This window comes from Roseovarius sp. B-10, assembly GCF_056859295.1.
In genome coordinates, this window is record NZ_JBSXOE010000013.1 from 14,852 (window position 1) to 31,791 (window position 16,940).

The following is a 16,940-nucleotide window of genomic DNA, read 5'->3' on the forward strand; positions in this document are numbered from 1 at the left end:
GGCTCAGAATATCTCCAGATCGCGGTCGACCATGACCGTGACGTGGGCGCCCTGGTCGACATAGATGACGGGGCCGATTGAGAGATAGTCGCCGATGACGCTGTCCGTCGCATCTGCCAGATCATCGCCCACGTCTTCGAGAACGTCGGCGGCAGTCTCATCCTGGACCTCGGATGCGGCGGCACGTGGCGCGGCCGAAATCAGCGAAATCAGGGCGGCCGACCCGAAACGCTCGGCAAAGCGCGTGTCCACGAAACCCGTGACACCGGAACGGCCGAGTTCGTCGCCCCCGAATGAGCTGATCTGGACGGTCTGGCCCGCGGGCAGGATGATCCGGTCCCAGGCGATCGTGACGCGGCGCTGCGCGATATCGACGCCAGCGCGGTAGCGCCCGACGAGACGGGATCCGCGGGGGATCAAGAGGCGCACGCCATCGACGCTGTAGACATCCTCGGACACCACGGCACGGGTCTGGCCGGGCAGGGAGCTGTCAAGGGCGGTTTCCATGACGGCCTGGATCATGGTGCCCTGTAGAATCGTGTTGGAGGGGTTGGCGATCACCTCGGCCTGCGTCACCGTCGAGGGCAGCGCCCCGTTCAGCACGAAATCCGTCACCTCGCCGAAGGTGCGTTCGGTCAGAGCCGTTTCATTCGCTCCGGACGTGCCGCCAAACGCGATGGTGGGCGAGGCGATGCGCCGCTCTTGGAAGGCGCGTTCCTCCGCGGCGCGGCGCTCCAGCTCGGCCATGCGCCGGGCTTCTTCCTCGCGGCGCAGTCGCTCTTGCTCGCGTGCGCGCAGCTCATCTTCCGTGGGGCCCGCTGGCGCGGCTTGCGGTCGGCTGGCCTCGAGTTGGGCCAGTTCCAGATCCATGCGGAGTTGCTCAAGGCTGCGATCCCGCGCCGTCAGTTCGTCCTGGAATCGTTGCTGTGCGGCTTCCGAGGCGGCTTGTAGCGCCGCAATCTGAGCGGTCAGCGCGTCGATCGCCTCTGCGGCGGCGGTGTCTTCCTCGACGACCGGTTCGGGGGCGTTGCGCAATTCCTCGATCTGAGCCTGCAGCGCGGTGATCTGCGCCAGAAGCTCCGCGTTGGGCTCGACTGGATCCGGTCCGACAAACACAACCTCGGGCTCGGGCGGGGGCAAGGTCTCGATGGCGCCAAAGCCGTCCCCCTCGTTTTGGAAGACATCCGGGGTGGCCGTCGGCAAGGCTTCCTCTTCGTCGGGCTGTGAGAGAAGATAAAGCAGGGCACCACCCGCGCCGATGACGAGGACCACGATCAGCGCGAGAAGGGGCGACCGGCGCTGCGCCGCCGTGGGGGCGCGGGCACTGCCTTTCTCAAGGGCGGCGAGGCGTTTTTCCAGCTCGGTGTTCTCGGTATCGCTCATGAGGCGGCCTCCGCGGGCGGGATCGCCTCGATGCAGACCACCTCTTCGCCAAGTCGCAGGACCCATTGGCGGTTTACGCCGCTGACGCGGATCACACCGTCCTCAGGGGTTTGCGTGTTGACCGTGCGTTCACGGCCGCCCGCGTAGCGGAAGATCGCTGGCACAGGTGCGTTTCTTGGAAAGGCGAAATACGTGAACGTCCCGTCATCCCAGATGCGGGTTGGCGTGAACTCGGTCCGCGCGCTGGCACCGTAGTTGTAGTTCGGCGCTTGGGCCGCGATGGCCCGGGTCGGGCGCGCAGCGTCGTCTGGATAGCGGAACTGCACCACGTAGAAGGTTGGGCTGCGGACCTCCTCGACGTTGAAGTAGTAGCTGCGCCTGTTCGTGTAGACCGTCACATTGGTATGGACGCCGCGCGCGACGGGCTTGATTGCAAATGCCTGACCACCGGGGACGCCATCGATCTCGAAGCCCTCGGTGTCGCCCGCGATGATCGAGCGGATGCTTTCACCCTCTCCAAACTCGATGGTGGTGACATGGGTGAGCGAGACGCTGAGGCGGTAGACCTGGCCTTCCTGGTAGGTGGCCAGCCGCACACGACTGTCATTTGGACCACCGCGCGGGATCGCTTCGGCAAAGGCAATGACCGGCAGTAGGGCAAACAGGCCCGCAACAAGGAACTTACTGATCAAACTAATTCTCCAATCTGTCGGAGCGGATGGAATATTCGAGCACGGTGAACCCAAACGGATTGGTCCAGACCTCGTCGATGGAGCGGCGGGTCTCGGGGCGGAACTCGAAGAGAAGGGTTGCGGTGAAGAGCCCGGTTTGGGTGCCGTTGATGGAGGTCAGACGCTTGCGCAGGCGCACCGTGGCGCGGTTGGTGCCGATCCGGTTGATGCTGAGGATTTCCACGTCGAGCCGGGCATTGGGGCCATAGACGGTCGGCGGATAGTTTTCATTTGCGCTGTTCCATATCTGGCGCAGCCTGCTCTCGGCGGCCCCGTCCGAGCGGCGCAGGACGCTGCGGATGCGTAGATCGTTATCGAGCTGATTGTAGATCTCCCGGTCGGTCACATAGCGGAAGACCTCCGCCTCGATGATCGCCTGGTTGGCGGTCACCGAGGAAGCGCCCACCGAGGCCTCGGGGAGTGCAAAGCCGGTGGCGGGATCATAGGGGACAACGACGGGGGGCGGATCGACATCGAGGATCGAGACAGCCGCGGCACTCAGACAGCCGATGATGCCGAAGACAAGGCCTATCAGGCCAAGACGCTGCCAAAGCCGTTCACGGCGCAGGGCACCGTAGACCAGCTCTTCCTCGATGATCTCTTGTTCACTCGCCACGCGTCACACCCCGCACTCACTCGGCCCGCAGCTCGGGCAGCGTGAAATCCATGAAGCGCTGCTCCTCGGCGATGGTGGCGGCATCGATCACGCCGCCCGTGCCATCGCCCACGGTCTGCACCGCTTCGAGCTGCCACATCGCGACAAGCGCGATCGCCAGTTCCGCCGTGACACGCGTGTTGAGATCGATGCTTTCCTTGAGTTCGTCCATGTCATCGATCAGCCCAACAAGGCGGTCGACCCGCTCGAGCGCCTGGCCGGCATCCTCATAGCTGTTCTGGGCCGCCGCCGAGACAAGGGCACCGGTGGTGGCCTGCGTCGCCACGCGGTTGGCCCCGGGATTGCCGCTCGTGGCCATTTCCGAGAGGGTGTCCTCGTCAAAGCCGAGGTCGGCCAGCACCCGGTCCATCTGGGTTTCGATCTCGCCTGCGCCAGAACCGGACAGGCCGGAGAAATCCCCAGTCTTGATCGCCTCAATCGTGGCGAGGATGTCCCCGAACTCCTGGTCGAGCAGGCCATTGAGTTCGTCTTCCATCTCGGTGCGAATGATTTCTGGCAGCTCGGCGAGGCGGGTGAGGGCCTCGTAGGTTCTTTGCAGCTCCGCGAGTTGGTCCGTGAGAAGGCCGAGCTGTTCGCGGAGCTGCGTCAGCTGCTCGTTTTGCAGAATCTCGTCCTCGATCATCTGCCGCAGCTGCTGGATGTTTTGCGCGATGTTCTGGGTGTCGACGACGGGCACGCCTTGCGCGAGGGCAGGGGATAGGGCGCCAAGATGCAGACCGATCCCAAGTGTCGTGGCCAAAGCTGTCCTCAAGAGCAGATGTCCCATCATTCAATCTCCCTGATCGTAAAATCCATGAACGCGCCTTCGGCCATGCGGGCGCTGGCCTGGGCCAGCTCCTCGGCAGAAAGGACGCGGGTGCGTGCCGCCTGAAGCCGGATGCGTGCAGCGACGAGGCGCACGAGTTCGGCGCGGGCATAGGTGTTGAGTGCGATGCTTTCCTGCACGTCTTCAGTCTCGGAAATCCGTTCGACGATATCCGCAATACGCAAAGCGGCTTGCCTGATCGTGGCTGGTGAGTTGCTGCCATAAAAGGCCGCCCCATGACCCGTGAGCGAGAGGTTGGCATTGGCGAGAAGCGCCGGATCGATCGTGCCAAGCGCATCGATCCCGCCGATACGGCTCAGATAGAGATTGTAGCGCTCCGGGATAACCTGGACGTAGTGCTGGGTCTCGCGGAAGGGTGGGACCCCGCCATACTCGAAGACCCGGCCGGGTCCGGCGTTATAGGCCGCGAGGGCGTTGATGATGTTGCCATCGAATGTGTTGAGCTGGGTCGCGAGATAGCGCGCGCCGCCATGTACCTGCAGGTAGGGGTTGTCATAGTATTCCGGGTTGATGCCGAGATCGCTGGCCGTGCCCGGCATGATCTGGGTGAGACCATAGGCGCCGACGGGAGAGCGTGCACCGATGGTGAAACGGCTTTCCTGCCAGATCAGCGCTTGCAGCAGCGCGCGCCATTGGACGGGGGAGAGCCCTGCGCGTCCAACACCCGCAAAGCCGCTGGTCTCCTGGGCAACGCGGATGATGAGCTGCTCGATGTTTTCCGCAGCATCCCCGAACATCTGTGCACCGCCGGGATTGGGGTCGATCTCGCCCGTGCCATAGACGGCTTCCACGGTGCGGTCGGGATCGCCGCTGCCGCTTTCCAGCCCCGAGACCATAGCCGGCAAGCCCTGACCGCCGAAGCTGGTCTGGGCATCGAGGATGCGTCGGAGGGTTTCCAGCTGCTCCCGTTCGATCTCGGCGATGAGTTCGCGCACGGCAAGCTTGTCCGCCTGAACAGCCAAGTCTGCCTCGCGGTCGCCAGTCTCGACGATGTCACGCGCGGTCAGCCCACTGTCATTGGTCGGCACGCCTTGAGACAAGGCGAGACCGGGCAGCAGGCAAAGTGCCAGGATATGAGGCAGTTTAGACTTCAATGTCGCCCTCCGGGGTGCCAAGGGGCGTGAAGTCACAATCAGGCGCAACGGGTGCCGTGGACGCAAGAAATGTGAAGCAGTTCGCCTGCGGCTCCCGGTACTGGGTGCAGGAGGCCAGCGCGCCGAGTGCAGCCAAAGCGATAAGAATACGGATCATGAAAGCCTCCAGAAGTCCGGGCGGTCGCGGTAGTCGGCGCCGACGAGCGCCTCGCCCTTTTCCATGCCGCCAAGGATCGTGAGATTGGGCCCAAGGGCGCTCAGATCGGCATCGACGACGATTGAGCCCTGATCGTCGCGGATCAGTGCGAGGCGGCTGTTGCTGCCCGTGTTGAGAAGGACGTCGAGCTCCTTCTCCGTGAGGTTCAGCATGGCGTAGTCCGCAGGCTGCGCGCGGATATTGGGCAGCAGGATCTGCGTCGGAACGGCTTCGACTATGGTCTTGCCGGTCCGGGTGCGCTCAAGCTGGCTTGCATATTGCGTCATCATCACCGCGACGGTGTTCTGCTTGCGCGCAGTCACGAGCCAGTTCGACAACCGTTCGGCGAAATATGCGTTGTCGAGCGCCTTCCAGGCCTCGTCGATCACGATGATGGTGGGGCGGCGGTCCTCGATCTCGCGCTCGACCCGGCGGAAGAGATAGGACAGGACCGCCATCCGTTCCTTGTCGGCCTCGCTGTCGAGAATGCCGGTCAGATCGAAGCCCACGACATCGCCCTTGAGCGAGAACGTGTCCTCGAGGCTCTGCCCGAAGATCCAGCCGTAGCGGCCGTCCTCAGACCACTCGAGCAGGCGCTGGTGCAGATCGCCGCCGTCATCCGTAGACACAAAAAGCGATGCGAAATCCCGCCAGTTCCGCAGGGCCGGGTTGGTGGCCTGGGCATTCTGGCGCACGACTTCCTGGATGCGGTTGGTCTGTGCGGGCGTCAGGGGCTTGTCGGCGCGGTAGAGCAGGGATGTGAGCCAATCCGAGAGCCAGGCGGTGCCCCGCGCATCGGTCTCGGTCCAGAGCGGGTTGAGCCCCGTGGGCTGGCCTGCGTTCAGGGAGGCGTAGCGCCCGCCATTGGCGCGGACCGCCATCTCCATACCAAGACGGTAATCGAAGACGAAGATCCGCGCCCCTGCGCGACGGGCTTGGGTCATCAGAAAGGCCGAGAGCACCGATTTGCCGGACCCGGGCCGCCCCATGATCAGGGTATGGCCGCTGGTCGGTTCTTTGTCGGGCGAGCCTTGCTCGTGATAGGAAAACCGATAGGCGCTCTGCTCCGGTGTGGGCAAATAAGTGACGACCCGGCCCCATGGGGTTTTCGCGGCGGGTTTGCCGAGCTGTGTCCGGTGGAAGGCCGCAAAATCCGCGAAGTTGCGATTGGTGACGGCGCTGGCGCGGACGCGCTTTGGCTGGTTGCCGGGGTGCTGGCTGAGGTAATGCGCCTTGGCCGCGACCCGCTCGCCAATCATCTTCACGCCTTCGGTCGCGGCGGCGTTCACGATCTCGGCGCTGATCGTTTGCAGCTCTTCGAGCGTGTCGCAAAAGAGCGTCACGACCATGTGGTGTTCGCCGAAGCTCTGGCGCTTGGCCTCGAGATCATCGGCGGCGATATCAAGGGCTTCCAGGAGGGAGAGGGCCGCATCCTGGCTGGCCTGCATCTGGCGCTTTTGCCGCTTGATGCGGCCCGCCATGAGGTTCGAATTGATCGGCGTGAAGGAGTGCGTCACGATCATGTCGACCGGCAGGTTCAGCATGTCGAACATGGTGCAGGAGGTGCCTTCCGAGTATTCTCCGATGGTGAAGCTCTTGCCGTAGCGGTGGCCCACGACGCCCTCGGAAAGCTCGAAATGGTCGCCGTGAAACGTCACGCGGGTATTGGCGACGTTGAAGGACAAAAAGCCGTAGGTGTTCGCTGGGTAGAGCGGCAGTTCTGTTCCGGTGTTGAGCGCGCCCAAAAATCCCACCAACTCTCCCGATCCGGCTGACAGCAGGCGCGGCTTGAGCTCGGTGAGCCCCGAGAGGAAGACGTTCACGGCCTCACCGAGGCGCTGCAGGCGTTTGCGGGTCTCCTCCTTCAGTCGGTCCGGCGCGCTGCGGCTCAGGAACGGCAGGAGACTTTTCGGAGGCGGGCGGTGAATGACGGTGAGCGTCAGTGTTTTGTCGCGGAGCCCGCTGGTCTCGAGTTTCGCGCGCCAGCGCCGGTCAACCTCGCCTGCGAAGCTGTCCTCACGGATAGGGTCGAGATCAGGTTTGATGGCCTTGGAGACCTTGTGGACGTAATAGCTGAATTCCGGCCCGAGCTGCGCGACGATGCGGGCAAAAAGCGCCGTCACCTTGTCGAGATAGGCATCGTCCGTCGTGTAGCTGTTGATCCCCTCGAGCCGGATGCAGCGGAAGAGTTCGTTCACCCGGGTCCGCACGGTCTGGTCGTCGACGAGGCTCACATAGGGCAGCATATGCGCGAGGCGGGTCTCGCGCGCATACCACTCCGGCGTCATCGTGCGGGGATCGATCGCTGCATCAGGGGCGTCATCACGGGGCATAGCTGTCCCCGCCATGGATGGACCTGTTGCGCGTGGGCGGTGTCTCCTGCAGGGCCGTCATCATCACGTCGATGAAACGCGGGTCCCAATCTGCGGCCTTCCATAGCACCGGATAAAGAAGGGTGGCCACGCCCAGCACCGCGATGTGCTGGACCCAGACGAACAGGAGCACCGAGCCAAAGAGCCAGACCATCGCATACATGATGGGCAGGCCCAGAAGCTTCGGCGGGCGCACGAGCCCAAGAAAGAGGGGCGAGCGTTCAGCCACCGGCAAAGACCGCCGCAACAATCGTGGGGGCTGCCGCAACACCGGCGATGCCGACAAGCACCCAAAGCGCCTGGCGCAGATCGATGATGTTGAAGAACCAGCTGAGAAAGACCCCGAGAACGGCAAGCGTCGCGATGACAACGCCAAGTGGGCCGGTCAGCGCATCGACGATGCCCTGTAACAGGCTCTGGATCGGGGAGAGATCAATGCTCTGGGCGAGGGCGGGTTCGGCAATCAGCAGGAATAGCGCCAGCGAGGCGACAAAGAGGTTTGAAATCTGTTTCATGAATTTGATCCTTCCAATCGGGCCACGACGGCCATGACGCGGGCCACGTGGTTCTGGGTTTCTCGGTAAGGGGGAATGCCACCGTGTTGGCGCACGGCGTCCGGCCCCGCGTTGTAGGCCGCCAGCGCCAGATGCGGATCGCCGAACGTCTCCAGCATCATCGCGAGGTAGCGGGCGGAGCCGTCGAGGTTCTGCAGCGGATCACGCGGGTCGACGCCCAGATCACGCGCCGTCGCTGGCATCAGCTGACCAAGGCCAATGGCGCCCGCATGTGAGATCGCATCCTGCCGATAGGCGCTCTCAACCTCGATATTCGCCCGATAGAGAGCCAGCCAATCCGTCACGGAAAGCCCCGCGCGACGCAGGCCGGGATGGTCGGCATAGCGCAAGGCCGTGGTCTGAATCCCGGAGAGGACATCGGCGCGGGGCAGGGGAGTCGGGCGGGCAAGGGCCGCGACTTGGACGCCCTCTTGCTCGGCCTCTACCTCGCCGAAGATCGCGATCCCATCGGAGGCCGAACCCTGACCAATCCCGTCATTGTAGTTTCGAGCAAAGCTGCTTTGGGAGCGGGACGGGATCAGGGAGCCGTCGCTCTCCATGACCAGGACCATTTGCGCTGAGGCAGGTGCTGCGACCAGCCAGAGGCAGACGAGGTTAGCTGCCAGCGTCCTTGTCTGATGGGGCGAGTTTGTGGCTCCGGCTTGTTCCCGCTTCAAGCGGCAGGTCGACATGCGCAAAACCAAGGCCAATGAAGAAAGACACCACGCCGGAGATCGTCTTGAACTCGCGGATCTTGATATCGTTGTAGGTCGTCCGCGTGCGGGCGGTGACGAGGAGCTTTTCCACCCCGTCATCAGAGACAACGCGCATGATCCAGACCCCGTAATAGCTGGGGCCTTTCTTATGTGCCGACTCCTGGCACAGGATTTCTGCGCTATAGCCGCTTTCCACGAGCTCGCGGAACCTGGCTTCCGTAACCACATTTGGTGCTTCGATGTCCCAGTTCATGGCCCGGCTCACGCTTTCTCCAATGGCGCGACCCTAGGCATTCCCACTTGAAGCCCAGAGTTACGATAGTATATTATCAACCGCAAGATGTAATATCGTGCTTTGGCTGTAGTTTGGTTACCCAAACACTAGTCACGGCCAGTGTCCGCGATCAAGGAGATAACAGGTTTGAGAAACCCAAGGTTGACATGCCTGCTCCCATTGCAAGCTATGGCCCTTCTGATCTGCGTTCCCGGGCAGGTTTTGGCGGAATCCTGCTTCGCCCCGGCCCGTCCTTTCCTGCCAAGCGATTCGCAGGTGGCGCGGGACTATGCAGACATCATCCGTGGCGATTTCGAAAATTACATCCAGGATATCCAAAGCTACTTCCGTTGCCTCGACAGTGAACGCGCCCGCGCCTTTGACGAAGCGCGCGAAGTCAGCGAGGACTATGGCCGATTTCTGCAATTGGTAGGGGATTGATGGGCAACCTCGGGAGCATCAGACTTGCAGCCCATGGAAACCAGACGCCGATAACACCCTCATATATCTACTTTTTAGATAACAGATTTCATCCGCTAGCGACGTCACAAAAGGTATGTGACGCGTGGCAAAGACAATCAGAAGCACGGGACAGGTGGCACTTTGCCAGGCATTGGTCGACGCCCGCATCAAGGCGGGACTCGGTCAGGAAGACTTGGCGATCAAGCTCAAGTGCCATCAATCCCTCGTGGCGCGCATTGAAAGCGGCCAGCGCCGGGTCGACGTCGTCGAACTGGTCGTCCTCGCCCGCGCCATCGGCTTTGACCCGTTCGAGGTTCTGGCGATCGTTGAAGCCGCCACGGAGCCCGACCACAGGATTTAAGCAATTTCATTAGTCAAGAACAGGGGAGCTAACTTTTCCCGGTGTGAGTATCGGTGACGCGAGGAAGAACAGCTAACCAATTTAACCAAAACAGGCATGCCGCTGCAGCAAACGCTTCGGAAGTCGAAGCTGCGGTCGGAAAAGCCCAATTGCAGGAAATTAGTTAACAGTGAATGAAGATAAGGTCGAAGGTGTCGCCATCGCCAATTTGATTGCAGCCGATGAAGAAACCATCGTTGGCTGGGTTTATCGATGGAACACAGGTGCTCTGGCAATCCGGTGGGACATGCATGGCCCACAGCGCGTCTCAAAGATTTATCCGGATCTCTGCGATGCCGATAAAGCTGAAATCGACTTCGCGTCGCTCACGCAGATGCCCTGTCGCAACGACTGACATGGTAGAATATGGCCTTTATGGCCCTCGATTGTGTGCTTGTGCCTGCGTTGCAGGTTTGATTTCGTACAAGGGGTCTGATGCCGGAGAGTGCAGAATCCTACGCTAAGCGGTGAGAACCCGTTTCCCGTAGTCTCGCAGATTGCCGTTCGGGTCAACATATCGGTAGAGTGTGACCGGTTTGACCCCCAGTTCCTGACAGAGTTCTGAAACCGACGTATCGCGACTGGCCATAGCGGCCTGCGCCATTCGCACCTGTGCTTTTGTCAGAGCAAATTTCCTTCCACCTTTCCGGCCACGGGCGCGGGCGGCTTGGAGCCCCGCCATTGTGCGTTCGCGGATCAACTCGCTTTCAAATTCAGCCAGAGCCGCAAAGATACCAAATGAAAGCCGTCCTGCTGCAGTTGTCGTGTCGATTTGCGCCCCTTGTCCGGTGAGCACTTTGAGGCCAACGCCGCGCTCGGATAGCATGCTGACAGTTTTGACCAGGTGATGCAGGCTGCGGCCCAATCGGTCGAGCTTCCACACAACCAGAACATCGCCCTCACGCAATGCCTTGAGGCAAGCTTCCAGACCGGATCGGTCATCCTTCTTGCCGGACGCCAGATCCGAGTAAATCTGTTCGTCTTTGACGCCCGCTGCGATCAAGGCATCCCGTTGCAGGTCAAGGGACTGGCTGCCGTCAGCTTTTGAGACGCGGGCATAGCCGATCAGCATGTTTCACAAACGTTGGTTTGAGGCGGCGCGCCGGCCACGATTGCATCGGTCTCTAGAAATGTATCTCAACCAGCTTCATAAACAAAGCATCTTGAACATCATCAAATTTTGAAAAAGGAACATCGATGCCACGTCGCGTCACTCTAACCGATCGGCAGAAGGACGCGCTGTTGCGCCTGCCGACCTCGCAGGCGGACTTGCTCAAACACTATACGCTGAGTGACGAGGATCTCGGGCATATCGGGCAGCGTCGCCGCCCGCACAACAGGTTCGGCTTCGCCTTGCAATTATGCGTCCTGCGCTATCCTGGTCGGGTGCTGGCTCCGGGCGAGCTGATTCCGGCGGAGGTCGTCGAGTTCATCGGAGCGCAACTCGGCTTGAATGCCGACGATCTCGTTGACTATGCCGCTCGCGAGGAGACACGGCACGAGCATCTAGCCGAGTTGCGGGCGCTCTACGGATTCCGCACCTTCTCCGGACGCGGTGCGCGCGAGCTGAAGGATTGGCTGTTCCGAGAAGCCGAGATGGCGGTGTCGAACGAGGATATCGCCCGTCGCTTCGTGATCGAGTGCCGTCGAACTCGCACGGTCCTTCCTGCGACATCGACGATCGAGCGGCTTTGCGCCACGGCCCTGGTCGACGCCGAGCGGCGGACCGAGACGAGGATCGCCAGCCGGTTGTCCATGCCGATCCGGGAACAGTTACTGGCATTGCTCGAGGAGACGGCGGACGATCGGGTGACCCGCTTCGTGTGGCTGCGGCAGTTTGAGTATCCGTCATGCGCAAGGTGCTTTGATCGACCAGAGGCGGTCGGCCTTAACCAATGCGTTGGCAGTCTCCAGCAGCTTGCGCATGATTGCCACGATCGCGACCTTTGCCGGCTTTCCAGCGTCGCGTAGCTGCGTGTACTTGGCCTTGAGGCACGGGTTGAAGCGCATGGCGACCAACGCGGGCATGTAGAGCGCGTCGCGCAAAGCCTTGCGTCCGCCACTGATGAAGGACTTCCCCTTCCACTGGCCGGACTCACGGCTGTGTGGGACAAGGCCGGCGATGCTTCCGGCCTGCTTTCTGTCCAGTGCGCCGATCTCGGGTAGGAACGTCAGGATCAAAGCTGCAGCAATCGGACCAAGGCCAGGAACGGAGCAAAGGATCTCACGCTTGCGCGCGGTGGGCTTGTCATCAGCAATGTGCTGGGCAATCTCAGCATCCAGCTCCGCAATCTGACGTTCAATCAGGGTCAGGCGCGTTCGCGACTGGCGCTTAAGAACCGCATTCGTTTGCACGTGGCTGCGGTTCTTCATGCGGGTGCGCTCCTTGACCAGGCCCGCCCGCGCAACCTGCAAGTCTTTGAGTTCAAGCAGCTGTTCCGAGACAATGGCATCAGGCTCAAGGGAAAGCGCCGCCCCCATGCGGGCAAGACTGCGGGCATCAACCGCGTCCGTCTTGGTGCGGGCCCCGCAGGCTTGCGCAAAACGCCGTGCCTGTAGCGGGTTGACCTTCACCAGTGGGACCTTACCAGAAAGTCCCTTCTCGAGTGCACGATGATAGGGGCCTGTGGCTTCAAAAACGACCCGCGCCACTGGTGTCGTACCAATCCACTTCGTCAGAGACTTTAGCCCGGATGGGGAGTTTTCGAAACAGACAGCAGCTTCGTCTTCCAATCGGAAAGCATCGAGGTGGGATTTGGAAATGTCGATGCCGATGGTATGGTCAGTCATCTTCGCCATGTCCTATGCTTGTCATGCGTGGCGTGAAACACGCGTATCCGTTCAGGCCCTATGGTGAAGACGGCGGTTGACCACACTCAAACACGGCCCTCGAAGACCAAGCTTTCTTCGATCCAACCACCGCCACTGCCCGCCAAAGTGGCGTGGCGGGCAGTGGCTTCCAATACCTTGGAAGCACCCCCAATTCATAAGACAAGCCTGGCTCGAACTCTGCGTCGGCCAACCGGCTGCTCGATCGGCTGGAATACCTGCAACGTGTTGATCTTCCCGAGGATCTGCTGGCCAGTGTTCCTGCCCATCGGGTGACACGTCTGCGCAGGCAGGGCGAGCGGTATTATGCCGACGGCATGCGTGATCTCCCGGAGGACAGGCGGCTTGCGATTCTGGCCGTGTGCGCATCAGAATGGCAGGCGATGCTTGCCGACGCCGTGGTCGAGACCCATGACCGGATCGTCGGCAGGCTCTACCGTGCTTCGCAGCGCATTTGCCAGGCGAAGGTCGCGGATGAAGCGGACGCGGTGCGCGACACCTTGAAATCCTTCGCCGAAATTGGCGGTGCCCTGGTCGATGCACAGGATGACGGCCGGCCGCTGGAAACCGTCATCGCGAGCGGTTCGGGTTGGGATGGCTTCAAAACCCTTGTTGCAGTGGCAACCAGGCTGACCGCCACCATGGCCGACGATCCGCTCAATCATGTGCTCGACGGGTATCATCGCTTCCGTCGCTATACCCCAAGGATGTTGCGTTTGCTTGATCTTCGGGCTGCGCCGGTCGCAATGCCGCTGCTGGAAGCCGTGATGGTCCTACGCAACGGTTTGAACGATGGTGCACATACCGGCTTCCTGCGGCCGAGTTCGAAATGGCATCGTCATCTTCGTGCCCAGGCGGCTGGCGACACTCGCCTCTGGGAGATCGCGGTGCTGTTCCATCTGCGCGATGCCTTCCGATCCGGGGATGTCTGGCTGGCCAGATCCCGGCGCTATGCTGATCTGAAACACGCACTCGTTCCGGCGCAGGCCGCGGCGGAAAGCGGCCGTCTTGCCGTGCCGTTGCGGCCGGAGGAATGGCTGGCAGACCGGCAAGCGCGCCTCGACATCCGTTTGCGCGAGCTTGGCCGTGCCGCGCGCACGGGCACGATTCCCGGCGGGTCGATCGAAAGCGGCGTCCTGCATATCGACAAGCTCGAAGCCGCCGCACCCGACGGCGCCGAGGACCTGGTGCTCGATCTCTACAAGCAGATAGCGCCCACACGCATCACCGATCTTTTACTGGAAGCGGATGCTGCGACCGGCTTCTGCGAAGCTTTCACCCATTTACGCACGGGCGCCCCCTGCGCCGACCGGATCGGGCTTATGAACGTTATCTTGGCAGAGGGGATCAATCTCGGCCTGCGCAAAATGGCGGACGCCACCAACACTCACACCTTCTGGGAGTTGATCCGCATTGGACGGTGGCATGTCGAAGGCGAAGCGTACGACCGGGCGCTGGCCATGGTGGTCGAGGCGCAGGCAGCGTTACCCATGGCCCAGTTCTGGGGCATGGGCACTTCGGCTTCGAGCGACGGCCAGTTCTTCGCCGCCACAGAGCAGGGCGAAGCCATGAACCTGGTCAACGCGAAGTACGGCAATACCCCGGGCCTGAAAGCCTATAGCCACGTCTCCGACCAATATGCGGCGTTCGCGACCCAGGTGATACCTGCAACGGCGAGCGAAGCCCCCTATATCCTCGACGGCCTGCTCATGAATGACGCTGGCCGCCATATCCGCGAGCAGTTCACCGACACGGGCGGCTTCACCGATCACGTCTTTGCCGCATGCGCCATTCTCGGCTACCGGTTTGCCCCTCGCATCCGGGATCTGCCGTCCAAGCGACTCTATGCGTTCAATCCATCGGCCGCCCCGGCTGTCGCGTTACCCTTAAATCTGAGACACGACGCGTTCGGGGATATTTTTTGCCCTTAATTGTGAGATTCGACAGCCACCGGGCCTATGCGTCTCACGCGCCGTTGCGCAATGAGATCAACCGCAGCAAGCAGACGTGGCTCCGTCTCGAAGGCGCGCAAGAGAGCAACCCTTGCATAGTCGTCGATGCGGGAGTTCGAGATGGCCGCTTTGACCAGCGGACGAGATCGGGCTGCATCAATGGCGGCAAGGCAAAAAAGCCTCACTTCCTGTCGATGGCTCTGAAGAGCGGACAACGGTTCCCGGCGGAAGGCCTTTAATGACATGGCAAAGGTGACCGCGCGCATTGCGCGCCGAAGTTGCTTGGAGCTGCGTAATCGCGCGGCGTATTCAAGCCGCGCGGCGCCGTTGCGCGCACGATTTATCAGCTTTTCGGGCATCTGTTCGCCACTGGGCTTGCCGAGCGTCGGCACAAGTCTCGTCCCGCAAACCTGGCAGTCGAATGCCCAGGCTCGCCTCCAATGCTTGAGCGAAAGGCCCCGCCGAGAGCATTCCTGACAAGATTGGAACGGGACGCGGGCCGTCAGCAGGGTCTCTAATGGCGTCATTATTGGAAAGGTCAAAGACTGCACGATATCGGGATCGGTTCGTGCGGCGTCGGAAATTTTATATGCCGCTGCCGCGTCGATGTTGAAGTCCAAGGACGTGCCATGAGTTGTATCGATTTCGATATGGGCCAGTAGTTCCGCGTCATCACAGTAGTTGGCCGCAGCCAGCCGAGACAACCAACCTGACAACAACTCATCTGGCAGAGGTGCGACAGTCTTGGGCAGCGGGCGCGGTTTCAAACCCCGGACTTCTCGAGCCGGCGATGGGCGTTCGCATGGCGCGACCAAACCGGGGTCCATTTTGCGATTGCGTCATCGGTGATGCATTCCTCACCTGTGACAATGGCGTCGATGGCAAGATCCTTGATCAGGGCGAAGATGCGCGAGGTCACCCCACCGGTCAGTGCAAGTATCTGCTTGAGCGACTTGACCTTCAGATTGGATTTCTTCTCGAGGGGCATTGCCGCAATGAGTGTTTGGATCATGTCCGAGAACTCGGCATCGTCGCGCCAGTTCGGCAGGTGATGTTCATCCAACCGCCTGGCAAGCTGGATATCACCACGGATGGCATCGACGGCCTCGCTGACCCCCAGGCAGACCAGTGACACTTCGAGTTCATTGCTGAGATACCGAAGAACATTGAGAAAGCGGCGCTGTTCGCGGTGGGTCCCGGCCAAGAGGTTGTGGACCTCGTCGATCATGATCATCCGCAGGCCAAGGTCGCGCAAAAGCGCAACAACACGGACTTCGAGGGAGGCCACATTTTGAGCGCGCGCGCTCAGTGCCGTGGCCGGTGCCCCGACGGACGCCAGGATGTGCAGATAGAACCGCCGTTCGTCGGGTGCCGGCGGTGCTTGTAACAGCAAGAGCGGCGTTCGCGTAATTCCCGATGCTGGGTCATATTCCGGTGCATATCTGCGCGACAGGTTGCGGGCGATCATCGTCTTGCCGATCCCGGACGCGCCATGCACAAGAAGCCCGGGCATACGGGTTTGCCTCGGCGCTTCGATCATACCCTGCAAACGGTCCAACACCTGTTCGGCCCGCGGAAAGCCGATCCAGATGTCTGATTGAATGAGGGCGATCCGACCGTCTTCCTCTGTTGTCCTTGCCCTCAATTCACCATCTCTCCACCTTGAACAATGGGCGTGATGTATCACCCGTATCGATCGCGCGCAGCCCTTCGGTTTTCGCGACAGCCGAGTTGGTGCCCTTCAATGCCCCTTTTCTTTCACGGGACCGGCGCTCAGCCTTGGTTAGTCCCCGGCTTTCAGCTTCGATCTGGCGTTGCTGTCGGATCAACTCACCGAGGACCAGTTCATTCGACCCGGACTTTCCGAGGGCGCGTGCCTTCTTCATGGCCTCGCGATATTCAAATAGAGACACAGGCGGCATTTCCAGATTTCTGTACCGGGCCTCGGCGTATCGGCCACCATCCAGTTCGACCCAGATCACCGAAAGATCGCGAGGGTCGTAGCGAACGACCACCTTCCCATCGCCGCGCCCAATGTGGCCTGCAAGAGCATCCGACCAGTACCGTATCTGGAACAGATGGATGCCGTCACGCCTGACCTTACGCAGTTCGCTCGGCAAGAAGCTCACCCGAAAAGCTTCCATCTCGAAGGGGATGTCGCCCATCATTTCCGCTGAGAGTGCCTCCCATTTGGCGACGGGCGTACAGCCAAGACTTGAATGAATGCTGTTGTTGTAGCGGCAGATTTCCAGAGCAAACCAGCGATCGAAGTCGCTTAAGGTCATCGTGGCCATGCCCTCGGCGTCATAGTCGCCCTTGGCCACGACCGAGGACTGCGTTGTTCCAGGCAACAGGTGCACGGCCCCCATCATCGTGCCGATCAATCGTTCGATGTGCCCTCCGAAATGAGGACTGCCTGGCGGCCGATAGACCAGATCGATCCCCCATTCCGCACATGCCGACCGAAAGGCATGC

General features: G+C 61.3%; 19 protein-coding genes and 2 pseudogenes. 5 read left to right on the plus strand and 16 right to left on the minus strand.

Annotated features, from left to right (window positions below):
• Positions 1–3 precede the first annotated feature (3 nt).
• The 11 genes from AC13D8_RS00685 to AC13D8_RS00735 are packed head-to-tail and all read right to left on the minus strand — an operon-like array spanning position 4 to position 8,801.
• Positions 4–1,383, minus strand: a complete 1,380-nt coding sequence (locus AC13D8_RS00685) for a TraB/TrbI/VirB10 family type IV secretion system protein (protein WP_037240082.1) — start codon at positions 1,381–1,383, stop codon at positions 4–6.
• The gene (locus AC13D8_RS00690; protein WP_037240084.1) at positions 1,380–2,075 is read right to left on the minus strand and encodes a TrbG/VirB9 family P-type conjugative transfer protein; all 696 of its coding nucleotides are present in this window, start codon (positions 2,073–2,075) and stop codon (positions 1,380–1,382) included. The genes AC13D8_RS00685 and AC13D8_RS00690 overlap by 4 nt, the downstream gene beginning before the upstream one ends.
• A gap of 1 nt (position 2,076) precedes the next feature.
• A complete protein-coding gene (locus AC13D8_RS00695; RefSeq protein WP_482967205.1) occupies positions 2,077–2,730 on the minus strand; it encodes a VirB8 family type IV secretion system protein in 654 nt (217 codons plus the stop codon).
• 16 nt (positions 2,731–2,746) lie between these two features.
• Positions 2,747–3,556, minus strand: a complete 810-nt coding sequence (locus tag AC13D8_RS00700) for a type IV secretion system protein (protein ID WP_037240091.1) — start codon at positions 3,554–3,556, stop codon at positions 2,747–2,749.
• Complete coding sequence (locus AC13D8_RS00705; protein ID WP_037240365.1) at positions 3,556–4,644, minus strand: lytic transglycosylase domain-containing protein; 1,089 nt, start codon at positions 4,642–4,644, stop codon at positions 3,556–3,558. The genes AC13D8_RS00700 and AC13D8_RS00705 overlap by 1 nt, the downstream gene beginning before the upstream one ends.
• Positions 4,645–4,699: 55 nt before the next feature.
• Positions 4,700–4,867 carry a hypothetical protein gene (locus AC13D8_RS00710; protein WP_170846621.1) on the minus strand — a complete coding sequence of 56 codons (168 nt, stop codon included), beginning with the start codon at positions 4,865–4,867 and terminating at the stop codon, positions 4,700–4,702.
• On the minus strand, positions 4,864–7,239 hold the full coding sequence (locus AC13D8_RS00715; RefSeq protein WP_482967206.1) for a VirB4 family type IV secretion/conjugal transfer ATPase: 2,376 nt from the start codon (positions 7,237–7,239) through the stop codon (positions 4,864–4,866). Before AC13D8_RS00715 ends, AC13D8_RS00710 begins: the two co-directional genes overlap by 4 nt.
• Positions 7,229–7,507 (minus strand): VirB3 family type IV secretion system protein, encoded by a 279-nt coding sequence (locus AC13D8_RS00720; protein WP_027238604.1) that lies wholly within the window; start codon positions 7,505–7,507, stop codon positions 7,229–7,231. The genes AC13D8_RS00715 and AC13D8_RS00720 overlap by 11 nt, the downstream gene beginning before the upstream one ends.
• Positions 7,500–7,793 carry a TrbC/VirB2 family protein gene (locus AC13D8_RS00725; protein WP_009503803.1) on the minus strand — a complete coding sequence of 98 codons (294 nt, stop codon included), beginning with the start codon at positions 7,791–7,793 and terminating at the stop codon, positions 7,500–7,502. Before AC13D8_RS00725 ends, AC13D8_RS00720 begins: the two co-directional genes overlap by 8 nt.
• Positions 7,790–8,404 (minus strand): lytic transglycosylase domain-containing protein, encoded by a 615-nt coding sequence (locus AC13D8_RS00730; protein ID WP_037240099.1) that lies wholly within the window; start codon positions 8,402–8,404, stop codon positions 7,790–7,792. The genes AC13D8_RS00725 and AC13D8_RS00730 overlap by 4 nt, the downstream gene beginning before the upstream one ends.
• Positions 8,405–8,447: 43 nt before the next feature.
• Positions 8,448–8,801 (minus strand): hypothetical protein, encoded by a 354-nt coding sequence (locus AC13D8_RS00735; RefSeq protein WP_037240102.1) that lies wholly within the window; start codon positions 8,799–8,801, stop codon positions 8,448–8,450.
• 210 nt (positions 8,802–9,011) lie between these two features.
• Here AC13D8_RS00735 and AC13D8_RS00740 point away from each other — a divergent pair, with 210 nt between their 5' ends.
• The 3 genes from AC13D8_RS00740 (at position 9,012) to AC13D8_RS00750 (ending at position 10,039) form a co-directional block, all read left to right on the plus strand.
• Positions 9,012–9,263 (plus strand): hypothetical protein, encoded by a 252-nt coding sequence (locus AC13D8_RS00740; protein WP_482967207.1) that lies wholly within the window; start codon positions 9,012–9,014, stop codon positions 9,261–9,263.
• Positions 9,264–9,387: 124 nt separating this feature from the next.
• Positions 9,388–9,645, plus strand: a complete 258-nt coding sequence (locus tag AC13D8_RS00745) for a helix-turn-helix domain-containing protein (RefSeq protein ID WP_073038001.1) — start codon at positions 9,388–9,390, stop codon at positions 9,643–9,645.
• Positions 9,646–9,814: 169 nt separating this feature from the next.
• Positions 9,815–10,039, plus strand: coding sequence for a hypothetical protein (locus AC13D8_RS00750; RefSeq protein WP_482967208.1), 225 nt, complete (start codon positions 9,815–9,817; stop codon positions 10,037–10,039).
• 105 nt (positions 10,040–10,144) lie between these two features.
• On the opposite strand, the gene AC13D8_RS00755 is transcribed toward AC13D8_RS00750, so the two are convergent.
• Positions 10,145–10,756, minus strand: coding sequence for a recombinase family protein (locus tag AC13D8_RS00755; RefSeq protein ID WP_482967209.1), 612 nt, complete (start codon positions 10,754–10,756; stop codon positions 10,145–10,147).
• 125 nt (positions 10,757–10,881) lie between these two features.
• Here AC13D8_RS00755 and AC13D8_RS00760 point away from each other — a divergent pair.
• Positions 10,882–11,526: pseudogene (locus AC13D8_RS00760) on the plus strand (DUF4158 domain-containing protein); the annotation flags it as partial.
• A gap of 6 nt (positions 11,527–11,532) precedes the next feature.
• On the opposite strand, the gene AC13D8_RS00765 reads toward AC13D8_RS00760, so the two are convergent.
• Complete coding sequence (locus tag AC13D8_RS00765; protein ID WP_296440953.1) at positions 11,533–12,483, minus strand: IS110 family RNA-guided transposase; 951 nt, start codon at positions 12,481–12,483, stop codon at positions 11,533–11,535.
• A 200-nt stretch (positions 12,484–12,683) separates the two neighbouring features.
• Here AC13D8_RS00765 and AC13D8_RS00770 point away from each other — a divergent pair.
• Positions 12,684–14,384, plus strand: a pseudogene (locus tag AC13D8_RS00770) (Tn3 family transposase); the annotation flags it as partial.
• 56 nt (positions 14,385–14,440) lie between these two features.
• Here AC13D8_RS00770 and AC13D8_RS00775 read toward each other — a convergent pair.
• The 3 genes from AC13D8_RS00775 to AC13D8_RS00785 form a co-directional block, all read right to left on the minus strand.
• The gene (locus tag AC13D8_RS00775; protein WP_037239953.1) at positions 14,441–15,232 is read right to left on the minus strand and encodes a TniQ family protein; all 792 of its coding nucleotides are present in this window, start codon (positions 15,230–15,232) and stop codon (positions 14,441–14,443) included.
• Positions 15,229–16,152 (minus strand): TniB family NTP-binding protein, encoded by a 924-nt coding sequence (locus AC13D8_RS00780; protein ID WP_245770681.1) that lies wholly within the window; start codon positions 16,150–16,152, stop codon positions 15,229–15,231. The genes AC13D8_RS00775 and AC13D8_RS00780 overlap by 4 nt, the downstream gene beginning before the upstream one ends.
• Positions 16,112–16,940, minus strand: an 829-nt coding sequence (locus tag AC13D8_RS00785; RefSeq protein ID WP_482967210.1) for a Mu transposase C-terminal domain-containing protein, incomplete at its 5' end; no start/stop codon positions are given. The genes AC13D8_RS00785 and AC13D8_RS00780, both read right to left, overlap by 41 nt.